This window comes from Metabacillus sp. FJAT-52054, from assembly GCF_037201815.1.
GTDB classification, from domain to species: Bacteria; Bacillota; Bacilli; order Bacillales; family Bacillaceae; genus Metabacillus_B; species Metabacillus_B sediminis.
In genome coordinates this window covers 2,768,924-2,785,753 of the sequence record NZ_CP147407.1, presented here as the reverse complement: position 1 = coordinate 2,785,753, position 16,830 = coordinate 2,768,924, and the positions used below count along the sequence as shown (strand labels likewise).

The window sequence follows — 16,830 nt, the reverse complement described above, 5'->3', positions numbered from 1 at the left end:
ATATAGAACAAACAGAGGACGGCTGAAGGAGGGGCTGCGTTGGATAAACGTCTGCAGATCACCTTATGGTTAACATGGGCTATTATTTCGCCAATTATCTTATATTTAACGTATCAAATCTGGCCGCCTGATATAGCAGGAGAATCGGTAAAGGACTTGTTTCTTTTCCTCATCCTGATGTGTGCGGTAGCTTTAATGCCCATTGTAGTAAATGGCACACCCGTCTTTTTTGTAGAAGGTGTTTCACTTGCTGTCTTTTTATACTTTGGATTGTTTGCAGAAATGGTCATGATTCAGTTTGCAATGATTGTTCTCCTTTTGAGATTGCGCATCGGCTGGAAGGATCTGTACAGGTATCCTGTTAACTTTCTCATGTTCATGATCATCTCCTTAGTGAGCGGTGCAGTATATGAATGGATGGACGGAGGGCATGGCTCTCAGGAACTGACACTTTGGTTTATTGCAAGTATCCTTATTTACGTCGTGGTATCCCTTTTTGTGAATCACTTAATTTTAAACAACATCATTTGGAGATATATTTACAAAAGAAAAGCCCCTTTCTTTTCAAGAGATTTCCTATGGGAAGCATTTGCCGCAAGCATTGTATCCCCTTTTGGATTTATTCTTTATGTCCTATACGGACAGCTTGGTTCCCTGGCTCTTTTTTATGTAGGACTTCCAATCGTTGTGATTTCCATCATGCTGAATCATTACTATGTCGCGAAGCATATCAATGTCTATTTGCAAAAAGCAAGTGAAGTCGGTTATCAGCTAACAGAACGATTGAAAGTCGATGATGTTCTGGATGTGTTTCTCGAAAAAATAACGGATATGATTCAGGTTGATTATGCTTATATCATCGATGTCGTGGACCAGACCTCCCTTAAAATTATTCGTCAAATTGAGGATGGAAAACATAAAAAATCTCCGGAAAAATCCGTTTCATTAAATGAAGGAATCAGCGGGTATGTGTATGCGAGAAAGAAGAGTTTTCTCTTTCATAAACGAACGCAGTGGGACCACCTGAGCAAGTACATCCCTAAAGCAGCCCAAAGTATGATGGCTTTTCCGGTTTTCCGGCATCAGCAAGTGGTAGGCGTTGTCATTCTGGCTTCGAATAAAAGAAGGAAATTTGAAAACCATCAGCTAATGATCGTGAATCTGCTGATTGCTCATCTCGCTGTAGCCATTGAAAATGCCCGGTACCATGAAGAAACAGTTAAGCAGTCCATTCGGTGCTCGTTAACCGGCCTGTATAACTATCGTTTTATGGAAACGGAGCTGGAAAGAGAATTTCAAAGAATTAAAAACGGAACCTTATCTCAGCTGGCTCTGATTCTTCTCGACCTTGATCACTTTAAACAGGTCAATGATACGTACGGACATCAATCTGGAAACGAAGTACTGACCCAGCTGGCAAACCGCATCGAGAAATTTTTCGGAAGCAAGGGAACAGCAGCAAGGTACGGCGGGGAAGAGTTTGTAGTCCTGCTGCCCGAAACGGATAGAAATGCAGCTCTCGCCCTGGCAGAAGGCCTGAGGAATGAAATTGCAGGCAAGCCTTTTCTTATTGAACAGGATTTGGAGGGGCAGTCTAAACAGCAGATCTTTATCACAGCAAGCATCGGTATTGCCCAAGCTCCGTTTGATGCAGATGATGCGTTGTCCCTCGTCCGCCATGCTGACAGGGCCATGTACACAGGGGCCAAGCAAGCAGGCAGGAATAAAGTAGCTGGATACACAAAATAAGCATAAATGAACCGGTCTGAAAAGGTCCGGTTTTTTTGTCGAAAAATTAATATTCAGTTTATAGGAAAAAATGATTATATCATTCAATTAATTTGGTATAATGTGAATGTCAAGACAAAGTTTTACATTTATGATGAGTCTATAGGAGGAGCATTCCGATGATTAAACGGATATTTGCCGCTATTTTACTAATGTCGCTGGTTATTTCGCAATTCATATTACCTAGTCAATTTGCTTCTGCTGAAGCTGGCATATCGATTGAGTCTTCGGTGAGTGCTACTCCGGATAAGACACAAATTGGTTTTGGTGCAAATGCATCTTCTTCTATTCTAATAACAGTAACTCCTAAAGGAGAAGCTCCGAAGACGGAGAGATCGCCTATTGATGTAGTCTTTGTTTTCGATAAGTCCGGTTCGATGAATGAACTTGTTAACGGCAAGTCGAAAATGCTCCATGCAAAAGATGCTATGGCCGCAGCGCTTACTACTTTTAACGAAAATAACCGCAGCAGAACAACTAAAGACCGTTTCGCACTTGTCGCATTTGATTCCGGAGTCAGTGATGCGAACTCCCAATTTGTTTTGAACTCTAACACAGCTGAAATAACGACTAAGGTTACAGCTATGCAAGCGGAAGGTGGAACGAACTACACCAACTCCCTTGAGAAGGCGAGATTGATTTTGGAACAGGGAAAGGATTCCCCAAACCGAAAACAATATATAATATTTATGACGGATGGTAAGCCTACCAATTCAGAAAAAGTGATTCAAACTAATAAATCATATAAAGAATTTATCGAAGTGAATGATTACTACAGCCGATTCGGCTACAGTTCGTTAGCAGGCAAGTATTGGTCAAATCTCGTAACTTATTTTAAGGATGGCACTTACGTCATAGGAGATTCAACCAACCGAAGCCAAAGTATTACAGGTCAGAAAAAGCAGTATTTTGATACAAATCCAGGCAGAAATTACGTAGTCGTAGAGCATAACGGCAAGTATTATATTGAACAAAAAACATCAGGAGCGGTCCAGGCTGATATTACCACTCACATTAATGAACAAGCTCAGCTAATCGCTGACAAGGGTATCATCCTTGATTCTATAGGTTTTGGCGATGCACGGAATGGAGCCCAGATTGATATGGATTTATTGGAAGACATATCAATAAAGAGCAAAGGGGAGGCCATTAATGCTGTCGGTAACGATATTGTGAGTATATTCCAAACAATTTCAAAAAATATCTCTTCTACAAAACCAGTCTTATCGAACGGATACGTATTGTTCAATTTACCGGACGGGGCATCGCTGCAGCAAAGCTCTCAAGCAACAAAGCTATCAAATGGCCAGTACAAAATGACTCTTCCAACAATTGAGTATAATCCGAAGCCTAATCCAAGTCAGCTTAGTTACACGCTGCCGCTATCATTTAAAAAAAGCGGAACCTATCCGATAGACTTTGAGATTGTCTTCAATGGAGGAGATTATACACTTAACAAGAAAGTTACAATAACCGTATCCGAAATTCCTGTTAAAGGTGTAGTCTTTGCCCCAATTAAAATTAATGTAGGCGAAACAGTGGTACTTAATTCTTACCTTAAATTTGATCCGCTTGATGCAACGAACCAATATATTGAAAGCATGAAAAAAGGACCGACAAATGCATTTAAGCTGTCTGTTGAAAATGGTTTGTTCAAGGCAACTGGCATTACACAAGGTTTTGATTCAATTGAAGCGATTGTTAAAGATGGTCAAACTCAATTGAATGCTGCCGGAACCATCATTGTAGAGGATCCGAATAATTCAAATGGACTCAAATGGTGAAATGATTCAAGATAAAAGGCCTTCCCATCCGGGAAGGCCTTACTTATTACCTGTTAATTAAAGTATCATCCATAATAACCTGGTACTTATCTACTCTTGGAAGAGCATCCATTTGGTCAATAAGGACACTCGGATCGTGAGTTACGGAAAATCTCGAAGCCTGGTTTTTTTGTATAACGGGATCTTGAATATAATTTTTAAGCACCTGAGCACGGGTGATAGAATTTTGCCTAATGGCATTGATTGTCAGGCTATCCCGAGCGAATATCCCCCCATTAATGTTGAAAATAGAGCCCACTCCGTAAAGCTCGGCGGCGCCATCCGTATATAGGAAAGCATCAAGGGGTTCAATTTGATCACGATCCTTAAATTCGTTAATTCTGGAGACGGATAAGTCTCCATGTGACATAACGACGAGCTGTTTACCCTGTATACCTTTTATGTTTGTATTAGAGATAGAGGTTTTACCAAGTACGTAAACAGTGGAGTCTGCGAGTACCTCATCATCCTCAATTGTTTCTGGCTTTCCTGAAGCATTTGTCTGATTTCCTTTTATCGTTAAATTGCCGGTGACGAAAAGATTGCCTGATAGTATTATTGGAGTGTCAGTGCTTGCTAATATTTCTAAGTCTCCGTTTACTATCATCCATTTTTCATCGGCAAGCTCAAAGCTTGTTTGAATCGTTAATGGCACAAGGTTTTTTAAAATGTCGTAGCTTTTAAGTCCCTTTTTCTTTATATCTGTATAAATAATGTTCTGTCCCTGGCTTTTATTAATTATATTAATTTCATTTAGGTTGCTTAGCTGATCATCTATTAGTTTTAAAGAATTGGAGCATGATCCTTTAGATGGTACTGGCAGCGCTGAAGAAAATAGCCATGCAAGTAAATTTGTTTCACAAGGCTTTACTAATTTTGAAATAGCAGCTGAAATAGCTTCTTCAGATTGAAAGGCGCTTTCTGTAAAATCAGTGACGGAACCGACCTTGTTCAGGATCTGGGCGAGGGTGTTTTCAAAATTTACGGGAATGTAATCCTCTGTATCCTTTTGAAAAACAGTGTTGGAATTCTCCTCAAAATACGTTTTTAAAAGGGTATAATCAGAAAGATTTGTTTTTCCGTTAATGCTTGTCCGTATAATTGCTTTGCCATTAACCTTTGGATATCTGGTGTCCTTGGAAGAAGGCACTCCGTTAACGGATGAAGCGTCATAGTATTGGGCTATATTTTTTGTTTGTAATTTATCAGTATAGATATTTCCATTAAATTCAGACGCCCCATTCAAGTACATTTCTCCATTAGGACCGGTGCCGGCAGCGTAATTTAAAAAAGAAGGGGTGGGGGAGAGAAACACTTTTTTTGTAACGGTTTTTTTTCGGTTCCCATCTTTTGCTGTATAGGAAAATTCATAGGCTCTTGTTAAATACTTAGTAGCATTTATTTTATATAGTGTAGTTAAATCCTCTATTTTTAATGGATTATCCTGGCCGGATATTGAAGTGCTCTGCAATAAATCTGATTTTAATGTGCCAAGTCTTGCATTAATAGCTGCAATATCCGTTACACTGGTTAGCTTAAATTGCGATTGATCCGTTACTTTATTTCGAAACTGGGCAATGACCTCATTTAAAGCTCTTGAAGCTTTCGCTGTAAGCTCAATGTCCCCAACCCTTATTTCCGTTCGTTTCGTTCCTCCTAGAGACCCCGCCACTATAGTCAGCCCGAGTACGGTGAATACAAGGGAAACGACCATTACGGTTAGTAACGCCTGACCTTTTTGATTTTTTAACATACTCGTTTCCTCCATGCTTAGAATCCAAATTGGCTTTTAAGTGTCATTGGTTTAACCGTCATATTTTTTTCTTCGGTGAAGTTAACATTTTGAATTTGAATGGACATTTCTATTAGTCCGGATTTGCAGGAGCCAGATCCGTCTGTTGACTTTTCAATACAGAAGATATTTGCTGATTCCTCCGGCTTGACAGGTACAAGTAATTCGTAGGGAGATTGTGTAAGAATGGCAGTTTCTTTTTTTCCATTTTGATCAACTATTTTCTTGACCTCTTTACCAAAAATAAAAGTTGTTGTGGTGATTTCTGAAGATTTCTGCTCAATAAAAATTCCGTCCTTGTTCTCGATTGATTTGTTTTGAACAAAACGCAGGCAGGGGGTACCGTTTTGCTCTGTAGAACATAGTTCAGCATTGTCGATTTTCGACTGATTCACAACATCTAATAGGTCGGACAGCACATAATCAGCCTCATCCCGCAGTTGAACCTCTACACTGGTTTTTTCATAGGTTTTAATACCCATAATAAAGACATTATAAAAAACCGTTATCACAATTCCTGATATCACTAACACGGCTAAAACCTCGATCAGTGTCATCCCACGATCATTGTTCCATTTATCAGCGGTTTTTTTCATTGGCAATGTACCCCTCTAGCTGTGTTTTAGTGTTATCCCATGAAACGATCACGTTGACGGGGATCAATGAATTCCGCAGTTTTTCATCAGTATGTCTTTTAACTTCAACCTTTACCGAAAACTGGCGGTTATTTAATATTGGAGTAAAATTTAATGCACATCTTGTTGTTTCTTTTCCGTTAAGCGTAATCTTCTCTGTTTGATTCAGTACCTTTTCTCCATTTGCCAGCGTATCCTTTTCACAAGAAGGGGATTCAATGACCGTTGCCCCGGTCTCCTTCACATAAAAACTATTTATATTACTAAAGCTTTGCTTTTCCATATAATTAATCATGTTTCGGGCTACATAAATGCCAAGTGTTTTATCTTCATTTTTATTGGAAAAATTTAATGCCTGATTGAAAAATTGCAGCATTCCGATGGTCAGGACACTGAAAATAGTAATGGAAATAAGTACTTCTATTAATGTAAATCCTTTTTGATCGGAAGAAATAATTCTCTCAAACATATGATTCCCTTCTTTCAAATTCAATAAGTTTATTATACAATAAATGATAGTCGAATATTGTCCATTTCAGGGATTTTTTTACACGTTTAATTGATTAATAGTTCTTTATGCATGAATCTTTCGGCTGAGGTGATAAATTGGATTTTATTAGTTGGAATTTTATTTTGTACTTACTTGCAGGTTTGCTGATTTGGGTTCCTGTATTTCTTTTGATCCCCTTCCCACTAAGAGCGGAAGGAAAGTGGCTGATTACAGCCGTTTCATTTTTATTGGCTTTGATGTACTTAGCGGGATCTCAGGTTATGCCTATATGGCAGTCTGTTCTCGTAACAGCATTATTGCTCGGAATGGCAGCCTATTTTATTCATCAAAAAGGAGCAAAATTTCTTGCTGCTGAGGGTTATGATCATACAGATGAAGATCTGTACGAAGAATCTCCTTTCGAAAGAGAAGAAAGCAATCAGTATCCTGAGTATGAGCAATTTCATAATCAGAATGATGATGTAAAAACAAACGAGGATGAAATAATTGATCTTGATTGGTTTGAAGAAAAACCTGATGATCAGGAGCGTAGCCTCGTGGAAGATGAAAATGAAGAAATCCTTGAAACCGACTGGTATATTGAAGAAACTGCTTCAAGCGAGGAAGAATTTGCTGACAAAACGGAAACTTCTGTTCCATTTGACTCTGATCCAGAGTTATTGGAAGAGTGGTTTGAGAGTCATCCAGATGAAGAAGAATCCGGTGTTACAGTGGATGAAGAAGACTTAGATTCATTAAATGGCCGAAGCTTCTTAGAGGAACTTTCGGAAAATAATTTTGATCAGGAAAAAGAGGAGAGCCTATACGACAACCTCGATACCGGGGAGGGAACCTCATTAAATTCTATATCAGAAAAAGATGCTGTTTTAATAAAGGAAATTGCTCCAGTAAGTGCTGCTGACGTTTTAATGGAACTTGCAGGAGAGCCGGAAATAGACTTCACCGAGGAAGAAACAGAGAAAAGAGAAGCAGAAATAACCGACGAAGAAATGAAGGGTTTTGCTTCTTGGTTTGAAGAGGATGCTGTTAAGGACGATCTTCCGGTTTATGATTTGGACTTGGATGTACTTCAGCCCATTACGAATGACGCCATTTCTGACGAAGAAGAACTTTCTGTTGGAAAAGCGGCTGAAGCAGAATCTGTCATGGCATTTGATTCTGATAGTAAATCTGCTGAAGAGGAATTTGAACAAGAGGAGGCTGTTGAAGAAAAAGCAGCTGAACTGCAAATTCCTGAACTGTATGTTCAAGATATCGAAGAAAACACTGACACTGGCGATTCGGGAGATGCTTATGAAGAGCGAGAAGTGGAACAACCTCTTGAAGAAGCTGTATCTATTCAGAAATCGATGCCGGATGAATTTCTAGAAGTTTTATACAATCAGCTTCTTGAGTTAAAAGAAACTTCTCTTGGCTATGAATTTAATGCGATAATGGATAAGGTGCTGACTTCTACTATAGGAATCCGGGAATATTTTGTTTTTGTGCAATTATATTTAACTTATTTAGAGGAAAAGGGACAGGAAATAGAATTTCAAAATGTTTATATGGAAGCAATGGAATATCTGGAATCCTATCCATACTTAAAAGAACAGCTATCCTGGACGAAAAAGCAGCAACAATGAATCTATTAATCTATTGGATGTGGTGAATGATGAAAAAAAGTATTGAAATAGTCGGATTGCCAATCGTTTGTATTACTGAAGGAACAGAGGCTGGAGAAGTGAAATCTTTGGTAATCAATCCGGAAAAGGGAACGGTTGATTTCCTTACGGTTGAGCATGCAGAGTGGCAGGTAAGCGTTAAAGCGATTCCATTTAAGAAGATTGTGGGAATCGGAGAATATGCGGTAACAATTGAATCAGAAAATTCTATTATTGATTTAAACGAAATTCCCATTGCCAACCAGCTTGTGAATAAGCGGATTAAAATAAATGATACTCGTGTTATGACTCGGAAAGGCCAGTTATTAGGAGAAGCAAAGGAATTTTTTGTTGATGAGGATAACGGATTAATTCTTGGACTCCAAATCGGCCATAAGGAAAAGCAGGTGACCATTGCATCAAGTGATGTAATGACCTTCGGAAAGGATATTCTTGTCGTAAAAGAGGATGTTCATTTCCATTCGGCACCAGAGGAATTGGCAGGGCAAAACGCTATCGAACCAGAAGAAATTGTTGCAGTAACCATTCCTGTATCGGAAATGCCTGCTCCAGCTCCTGCAGAGCCTGAGATTGTGTCAGAACCTGTATTTACGCATGAGCCCAAGTCTATGGGATATGCGTCCCAGCCGATGAATGATATTAAAGAAAAACAGCTTCAGCTTCTTGAAGGCAAGAGAGTTTTAAAAGATATTTATACAAAATCGGGGCATATTCTGGTGAAAAAAGACAGCCTCCTTACAGCGGAAGCGATTCGCCATGCTCAAGAAGAAGGTCCTGGAATAATTGTTGAATTATCAATGAACGTTGAAATGTGAGGAGTAATGAATCGGTGAGAAACTCAAAGCTTTTAAAGGTATTCCTCGCCCTCCTTATTTGTACCGCCTATTTGACCGGGTTTTCCTACGCAGGTGAAGCTGTGTGGGATTACCTGAGTAATGGTGACCGGTTTAAACCTAACACGCAAATTGCCTCCATAGATATATCGGGTCTGCCTCAAAGAGAAGCAGCACAAAAAGTAGAGGACTCCATAAAGGATTGGCGCAGTGCTAATCCAATAAAGCTGACTTTCCTCAAGCAGGAAGAAATTCTTCCGGAAGCAGCCATTCAATTTAAAGTAGATGAAAGTGTTCGCAATGCAGCAGATGGCCAGCCTTCCCAGCTTGAAGTTTCTTTGGACAGCATGCTCGTTGATCGTATTTTAACTGATTTAGCTTCAAATGACGCCGCTCAAATTGATATGGACCAAATTAAAAAGCAGTTAACAGAATCAGCTGCAAAGCTTGAAGCTGGACTGCACTATCATTTAGAAAAATATGTTGCAGGTGAAGAGCAGATTATTCACGAGGCAAGTTTGCCTGTCCCTGTTGACGATCCGGAAATACTCAAGTTTGTCAAATCCAATCCTTCAATAAAAGTGAAAGCATTATCTCAATGGTCCCTAGTGGAGCAATTCCCCGAAGCGACTAACCAGGATTCGCTCGGAATGATCGCTTCAGCTGTTTTTAAAACGGTGCTTGGAACAAATTTTGTTGTTGTAGAAAGGCACACAGGAGTAGTTGCCCCGCCTTACACCGATCCGGGATTTGAAGCAAAGATTATCCCTAAAGAAATGGATTTAAAAATTTTCAACCCAAATCAGACAGATTACACTCTCGTTTTTGAAATTTCTGGAGAGAACCTGGCGGTTAAGATATCCGGGAAACCTCTTTTATACACATATGAACCGGTTATTGCGGAACCTGAGTATTTCCCTTTTAAACAAATTATTCGTTACAATACTTCTCTTTCTGTAGGGGAAGAGAAAAAAATTCGCGATGGTGCGGATGGAATTTTAGTTAAAGTGACAAGACGGGTAACGGATCAGCAAGGCTATCCGCAGGGGATTGAAGAAATCGCAGAAGATTTTTATCCTCCGATTCATGAAATCCTTGAAAAACGCTATTATCAGCCGATTGAAGTAGTAGATGAGGTTATTAATAATTTATTAAATCCTGAGACTGGTTTACCTGAAGGGACCACCGTGCCAGCAGGGCCTTTGAACCCTGACAGCCTGCCGGCAGCAGAAGTACAGCAGCCTCCTGCAAGTGAGCAGCCTGCTGATGAAACAAATCAGTCTGAAGAAGAGAAAGCTGTTCCAGCTGAAAATTCGCAGTCTGATAAGCAGCCGGAAGCACAAGGTGAAAATACTGCTTCAGAAGAAGAGCCCATTGAAAAATAAAACAGGCGGGGGCGAATGAATTTGACCACAACCCGTAAACGGCTAGGCGATCTTCTTGTAGAAGCCGGCCTCATCACGGAAGAACAGCTGAATCAGACTCTTTCAGAAAAGCAAAAAGGCCAGAAGATTGGTGACGCATTAGTAGAGAGAGGATTCATGACGGAACAGCAGCTGATTGAAGTGCTGGAATTTCAGCTTGGTATTCCTCATATCAGTCTCTATAGATATCCATTTGATCAAAAAATTATGAATATTGTTCCTAAAGAAATGGCAAAACGAAACCTGGTTATTCCACTCAAGAAAGATGGAGACAAGCTTTTCGTTGCCATGGCTGACCCAATGGATTTTTATACAGTCGATGATTTGCGCTTAGCGACTGGGTTTCAGATTCAGACGGCGATTGCTTCCAAGGACGATCTCAATAAAGCTATTTCAAAATATTATGAGTCTGATGATAGTATGTCAGACTTTATGGATCAAATATCTGTTGAAGAAAAAGTAGAGGAAGAAACGATTACCGGAGATGATTCCCCAATCGTCCGCATGGTCAATCAGATCCTGCAAAGTGCTGTTCAGCAAAAAGCTAGTGATATTCATATTGATCCGCATGAAACGAAAATATTGATCCGCTACCGTGTAGACGGGGTTCTGAAAAATGAACGGACGCTGCCAAAGCACATGCAAAGCGTCCTGACAGCCAGAATAAAAATCATGTCGAATCTTGATATAACCGAGCATCGGGTTCCTCAGGATGGAAGGATAAAAACCGTTATAAACCTGAATCCATTGGATTTGCGTGTTTCTACACTTCCCACTGTTTATGGCGAGAAAATTGTAATGAGGATTTTGGATTTAGGCAGCACACTGAATGATTTGGACAAACTCGGCTTCAACAGTCTGAACCTTCAGCGATTTAATAGTCTAATTGAACAGCCGACCGGCATTGTCTTAATAACGGGGCCAACGGGATCAGGTAAATCATCCACTCTCTATGCGGCCCTTAACAGGCTAAATAGTGAAGCAGTAAATATTATTACGATTGAAGACCCTGTTGAATATCAGCTGGAAGGGATCAACCAGATCCAGGTCAATGCCAATGTGGGAATGACGTTTGCAAAAGGACTTCGATCGATGCTGCGTCAGGATCCGAATATCATTATGGTCGGGGAGATCCGGGATCGCGAAACAGCGGAAATTGCTGTAAGAGCCTCGCTGACCGGGCATCTTGTGCTGAGCACGCTTCATACGAATGATTCGCTTGGTACGGTTACCCGTCTGATTGATATGGGAGTGGAACCTTTTCTAGTGGCGTCCTCTCTGACAGGCGTCGTGTCTCAGCGGCTTGTCAGGAAGGTTTGCCGGGATTGTGCAGAGGAGCAGACTGTGACAAAGCGGGAAGCAGAAATTTTTGCCCGCAGAGGACTCCGTATTGAAAAAACAGCTAGAGGCAAAGGCTGCGGGATGTGCAACATGACTGGCTATAAAGGAAGAATTGCCATCCATGAGCTTTTAATGATTGATGATGAGATGAGACGGCTCATTTTAAACAACGAACCGTTCTCTGTCCTTCGTGATTTAGCAGTGAAAAACAAAACCATCTTTTTGATTGACGACGGCCTATTAAAAGTGAAGCAAGGGCTTACGACAACAGAAGAAATTCTCCGGGTTGCGATGCCGGAATAAAAGGTGAAGGCCTAAATGAAAAGTCAAATTGATTCCATTTTAACAACTGCCTACGAACGCCAGGCGTCTGATATTCATTTATCCGTTGGCGTGCCTCCTGTCCTTCGAATAAACGGAGACTTGATTAAAATGGGGGATAAACCGCTAATGCCGGCTGATACGGAAGGCATGGCCAAAGCGATCATTTCGAAAACAAAATGGGCCCTTTTTGAGGAAAAAGGGGAACTGGACTTCTCTTACGGAATTCCCGGTATTTCAAGATTCCGGATCAATGCCTTCAGACAGAGGTCGTGCATCTCTCTTTCCATCCGAATTGTACCAAGAACCATTCCATCGATAGATTCAATGGAATTGCCTCCGATTCTAAAAGATATGGTGGACAAGCCCCACGGACTCTTGCTCGTAACCGGTCCGACAGGGAGCGGCAAGTCTACTACACTTGCAGCCATGATTGATTATATGAATAAAACAATCCGCAAACATATCATCACACTTGAAGATCCGATTGAGTATTTGCACAAGCATCAAAAATGCGTGGTTGAGCAAAGAGAAGTCGGATTTGACACGACTACATTTGCAACAGGGCTAAAAGCTGCATTGCGGCAGGACCCAGATGTGATTCTGGTCGGGGAGCTTCGCGATTTGGAAACCATTCATACAGCGATTACTGCTGCGGAAACCGGGCATCTGGTGCTGGCCACGCTCCATACATCGTCGGCATCTACGACCATTGACCGAATGATCGATGTGTTTCCAGCCAATCAGCAGCCGCAAATCCGGCTTCAGATTGCATCTGTGCTGATCGGTGTAGTTTCTCAAAGGCTTTTTCCGACCGCCGATCGTAAAGGAAGAAGAGCGGTAACTGAAATATTATTGAATAATTCAGCTGTTGCCAATCTGATTCGCAATGAAAAAACACATCAAATTCCAAGTGTAATCCAGACAAGCCGTGCACAGGGAATGCATTCGTTTCAAAGCAAGCTCGAAGAATTTGTGAAAAGCGGAATTATTGAAAGGGAAACCGCATTGCCATACATGCAGGGAGCGGTGGAGTAATGGGAAGATATCAATATGAAGGCCGCGATAAAAAAGGCAAAGTGAGCGGGAAACTGACCGCTCCGTCTAAAAGAGAAGCTGTTTTAAAGCTTGGTGAATCAGGAATCCGGGTTACGAAGCTAAACGAAGTACCGGAAACCTTTTTGACTAAGGACATCAGCATCGGGAACCCGGTTAAGCTTCAGGATTTCGTCATTTTTTTGCGTCAATTCTCCACACTTCTGAAAGCGGGAATATCAGTTGTTGACTCTACAAACATTCTCGCAAAGCAAACCGAAAGCAAGGCGCTTCGAAGAGCGCTTGAGCAGATGGAGGAAGATATGAGGTCAGGAAATCCTCTATCTGCCGCATCGTCCAAGCACAGCAAAATATTCTCGGGTATGTTTGTAAATATGATTCGAGCCGGTGAAGCGAGTGGAAACATGGATGAAACGCTTGAAAGGCTTGCTGAACACTATGAAAAACAAAACAGGACAAAGCAGAAAATCCAATCTGCCCTTGCCTATCCGATGGCCGTAGCTGTGGTTGCGGTTGGAGTAGTCATTTTCCTTCTGTTATCTGTTGTGCCTACGTTTGTTACGATGTTTGAAGGGTTTGGGGCAGAGCTTCCTGTTATTACGCAGGTTGTGCTCAATGCCAGTAATTTTATGCAGGTTTACTGGTGGGTATTGCTCATTATATTCGCCCTTTTAACAGCAGCCTTTGTAGTTATGAGGAAAACCCCAGCAACTCGCTACTATCTGGATTTAGTGGCCTTAAAGCTGCCGATTTTCGGGAAAATGATTCAAAAAGCTGTCCTGGCCCGAATGACAAGAACCTTGAGCTCTCTTTTTTCAAGCTCGGTCCCGATTCTGCAAGCTATGGGCATCGTTGAAAAAGTGGTGGAAAATGAAGTGATTGCAAAAGTCATTGCCGAATCAAAAATATCACTGGAAAATGGCTACTCCATAACGGAACCAATGCGGAAGCACTGGGCCTTTCCCCCGCTGATCACACAAATGATCGCAATCGGCGAAGAAACCGGTTCACTTGATTCAATGCTCGGGAAAGTAGCCGACTTTTATGAAGAGGAAGTTGAAACCAGCACAGACCGGCTTAAATCAATTATTGAACCGCTAATGATCGTACTTCTAGCTGGAATTGTAGGTACAATAGTCATAGCGATAATAGTCCCGATGTTTGATATTTTTAATCATGTCAAGTAAAAATATTTGTCAAAAATATCTATCGGAATGCCTAAGGGTGTTGTATAATAAATCTAGTGAATTGGGTTAAATTTACTAACTAAAATTAGGGGGATACCTGTACCATGTTTAAAAAAATGTTTAAGAATCAGCGCGGTTTGACACTGATTGAATTGTTGGCTGTTGTCGTTATCCTTGGAATTATCGCTGCAATCGCTATTCCCGCAATTGGCGGAATTATCAGTAATTCAAAGAAAGATGCACACATTGCAAATGCACAGCAAATGGCTAACTCTGCGAGAATGCACATTGCTGCAAACAAGCTGGAAGTTCCTACTACTATTACTTTGAAGTCTCTATTAGATGATGGACAAATTGAAGATATTAAAAATCCAAGCGATAAAGGATACAATACTACAACTTCAGTTGTTGCGGTTACTAAAAATGCAACTACCAAGGCTCTTGAGTTTAAAGTAACTCTTATTAGTGATGCTACAGCCAATCCACCAACATACATTAACGCTAAAGAAGTGAAATTACTCACTAGAGAAGACGTACAGAATCCATAGAATGGATAAGTCCTCCCCCGGGAGGACTTAATCTTTCTAATTCCCCCCACCTAAACCCTAAATCCCAACAAGAAGGTGAACCCATCATGATTCTCCCACTCATCATCCATACATATCTCTTTATCCTTGGAGCGGTTCTTGGTTCCTTCTTTAATGTTGTTGGTCTTCGTGTTCCTGAAGGACAATCTATTGTCCGTCCCCGTTCGGCTTGTCCAGGTTGCAGTCATCAGCTGTCTGCGAAGGAATTAGTGCCGATTTTCTCCTATTTATTTCAAAAAGGTGCTTGTGCAAACTGCAGAAAACCGATTTCACCTATTTATCCTCTGATGGAACTTCTTACGGCTATTCTTTTCACGATATCACCGCTTTTGGTGGGATGGTCAAAGGAATTGACGGTCGCTCTAACTCTTATCTCTCTATGCTCGATTATTATGGTATCTGACATCCGCTATATGATCATACCGGATAAAGTGCTGCTTGTTTTTCTCCCGCTTTTACTGATTGAGCGGATTTTTATCCCTCTCCATCCTTGGTGGGATCCGATTGCCGGTATCCTGTTAGGCGTTTTTATCCCGTTCGTCATTATCCTTGCAAGCCGGGGAGGTATGGGAGCGGGGGATATGAAGCTGCTTGGGGTGCTTGGAGCAGCACTTGGATGGAAGCTCGTTCTTCTCGCATTCTTTCTTTCCACGCTTTTTGGGACTGTTGCCGGTTTGTTCGGTATGGCGGCTGGAAAAGTAAAGAGGGGAAAGCCTTTTCCTTTCGGACCATTTATTGTTCTAGGGGCCCTTGTTTCTTATTTCTGGGGTGAAAGATTGATAGACTGGTATGTATCGGTATTCATATTCTTTTAAATTCTCCCGGATTAACCGGGTAATTTTGACAAAGGAGCTTTTGCATGAAACTCTCTCTATTCCGTCCCAGAGCATCTGTTGCCAATTTGCTTTTTACCGACTATTCTATTCAATACCTTGAGCTCAAGTCTTTAGATCCTTTGGAAATCAGCGGATTTGGAGAGCACTTTCTTCCGGAAGGGATCATTAGCAACGGCCGGATTCAGGATTATGATAAGCTTTCCCTGATTCTTGAAGAATGCAAGCAGGAATGGTCGCTTAAACGAAAAAAAATTAGATTTATTGTACCGGACTCATTTGTTGTTGTGAAAAAGGTAGAAGTTCCAGATGATATTCTTGAAGATGAGATGAAGGGGTATTTATACACAGAGCTTGGAAATAGCATTCATCTCCCTTTTGAAGATCCCATATTTGACGTGCAGATTATCGACCGCTCCGGTAAAAGCAAGGATGTTTATTTGTTTGCTGCTCCAGAAGCAGCGGTTCAGGATTACGTCAGGTTTTTAGATCAGCATCGATTAATGGCTACAGTGGCCGATATCTCCCCGCTCTGTTTATTTAGACTTCATAACAAATTGCAGGGAAAGCAGCCTGGTTTAGAAAGCAGTCTTCTTATCCAAACCAATATGAAATCAGTGACGTTCTCGATTTTCGAACAGGATGAACTGCTCATGATGAGAAGTCTTCCGATTGCTGTTCAAATTAAGGATTGGGACTGTCAGTATTTATCCGCATCCGGGGAATATTTTAAACTTACCCATAAAACTCAAACCTATGAGGAAGTCTTATCCGTTTTCGAAGACAGTCTGCGTGAGATTGAACGGGTTATGAATTTTTATCAATATACTCTTCATGAGGGCAACCGTAAAATTGATAGAGTCTTCTTGGCGGGTGACCATCCGTTAATAAAGGAGCTGTCAGAAAAAATTACGGCTGCAGCAGGAATGCCTGTTACCAGTATTTTAAGAGAGTCGATTTACACACCATCAAATGAGGCATTGCCCGGGAAATTTGACGTTTTGCTCGGTCTTGCGCTAAAAGAGGTGGAATAGC

14 protein-coding genes are annotated in these 16,830 nt (G+C 41.0%); 11 read left to right on the top strand and 3 right to left on the bottom strand.

Annotated elements, in window-relative coordinates; genetic code table 11:
* Positions 1–39: 39 nt before the first annotated feature.
* Both WCV65_RS14560 and WCV65_RS14555 read left to right on the top strand, forming a co-directional pair.
* Entirely contained in the window at positions 40–1,749 is a 1,710-nt protein-coding gene (locus WCV65_RS14560) for a sensor domain-containing diguanylate cyclase (RefSeq protein WP_338777431.1), read from the top strand.
* 158 nt (positions 1,750–1,907) lie between these two features.
* On the top strand, positions 1,908–3,572 hold the full coding sequence (locus WCV65_RS14555; RefSeq protein ID WP_338777430.1) for a vWA domain-containing protein: 1,665 nt from the start codon (positions 1,908–1,910) through the stop codon (positions 3,570–3,572).
* 46 nt (positions 3,573–3,618) lie between these two features.
* On the opposite strand, the gene WCV65_RS14550 is transcribed toward WCV65_RS14555, so the two are convergent.
* From WCV65_RS14550 to WCV65_RS14540, 3 genes are read right to left on the bottom strand one after another with little or no spacing between them, the layout of a single operon-like run.
* Complete coding sequence (locus WCV65_RS14550) at positions 3,619–5,364, bottom strand: hypothetical protein (protein WP_338777429.1); 1,746 nt, start codon at positions 5,362–5,364, stop codon at positions 3,619–3,621.
* 17 nt (positions 5,365–5,381) lie between these two features.
* Positions 5,382–5,999 (bottom strand): prepilin-type N-terminal cleavage/methylation domain-containing protein, encoded by a 618-nt coding sequence (locus tag WCV65_RS14545; protein ID WP_338777428.1) that lies wholly within the window; start codon positions 5,997–5,999, stop codon positions 5,382–5,384.
* Entirely contained in the window at positions 5,983–6,507 is a 525-nt protein-coding gene (locus tag WCV65_RS14540) for a prepilin-type N-terminal cleavage/methylation domain-containing protein (RefSeq protein ID WP_338777426.1), read from the bottom strand. The genes WCV65_RS14545 and WCV65_RS14540 overlap by 17 nt, the downstream gene beginning before the upstream one ends.
* A gap of 137 nt (positions 6,508–6,644) precedes the next feature.
* On the opposite strand from WCV65_RS14540, the gene WCV65_RS14535 reads away from it, so the two are divergent.
* From WCV65_RS14535 to pilM, 9 genes are all read left to right on the top strand, one after another.
* Positions 6,645–8,174: a hypothetical protein gene (locus WCV65_RS14535; RefSeq protein ID WP_338777424.1), complete on the top strand. Its 1,530-nt coding sequence runs from the start codon at positions 6,645–6,647 to the stop codon at positions 8,172–8,174.
* 29 nt (positions 8,175–8,203) lie between these two features.
* On the top strand, positions 8,204–9,028 hold the full coding sequence (locus WCV65_RS14530) for a PRC-barrel domain-containing protein (protein ID WP_338782308.1): 825 nt from the start codon (positions 8,204–8,206) through the stop codon (positions 9,026–9,028).
* A 14-nt stretch (positions 9,029–9,042) separates the two neighbouring features.
* Positions 9,043–10,431: a VanW family protein gene (locus tag WCV65_RS14525; protein WP_338777422.1), complete on the top strand. Its 1,389-nt coding sequence runs from the start codon at positions 9,043–9,045 to the stop codon at positions 10,429–10,431.
* Positions 10,432–10,446: 15 nt separating this feature from the next.
* A complete protein-coding gene (locus WCV65_RS14520; protein WP_338777420.1) occupies positions 10,447–12,114 on the top strand; it encodes an ATPase, T2SS/T4P/T4SS family in 1,668 nt (555 codons plus the stop codon).
* Positions 12,115–12,129: 15 nt separating this feature from the next.
* Entirely contained in the window at positions 12,130–13,170 is a 1,041-nt protein-coding gene (locus tag WCV65_RS14515; RefSeq protein ID WP_035405334.1) for a type IV pilus twitching motility protein PilT, read from the top strand.
* Positions 13,170–14,375 (top strand): type II secretion system F family protein, encoded by a 1,206-nt coding sequence (locus tag WCV65_RS14510; RefSeq protein ID WP_338777418.1) that lies wholly within the window; start codon positions 13,170–13,172, stop codon positions 14,373–14,375. The genes WCV65_RS14515 and WCV65_RS14510 overlap by 1 nt, the downstream gene beginning before the upstream one ends.
* Before the next feature lie 104 nt (positions 14,376–14,479).
* Positions 14,480–14,923, top strand: coding sequence for a prepilin-type N-terminal cleavage/methylation domain-containing protein (locus WCV65_RS14505; protein WP_338777417.1), 444 nt, complete (start codon positions 14,480–14,482; stop codon positions 14,921–14,923).
* An 86-nt stretch (positions 14,924–15,009) separates the two neighbouring features.
* Entirely contained in the window at positions 15,010–15,777 is a 768-nt protein-coding gene (locus WCV65_RS14500) for a prepilin peptidase (protein ID WP_338777415.1), read from the top strand.
* Between the two features lie 44 nt (positions 15,778–15,821).
* Positions 15,822–16,829, top strand: coding sequence for a pilus assembly protein PilM (pilM, locus tag WCV65_RS14495; RefSeq protein ID WP_338777413.1), 1,008 nt, complete (start codon positions 15,822–15,824; stop codon positions 16,827–16,829).
* The last annotated feature ends 1 nt before the right edge of the window (position 16,830 follow it).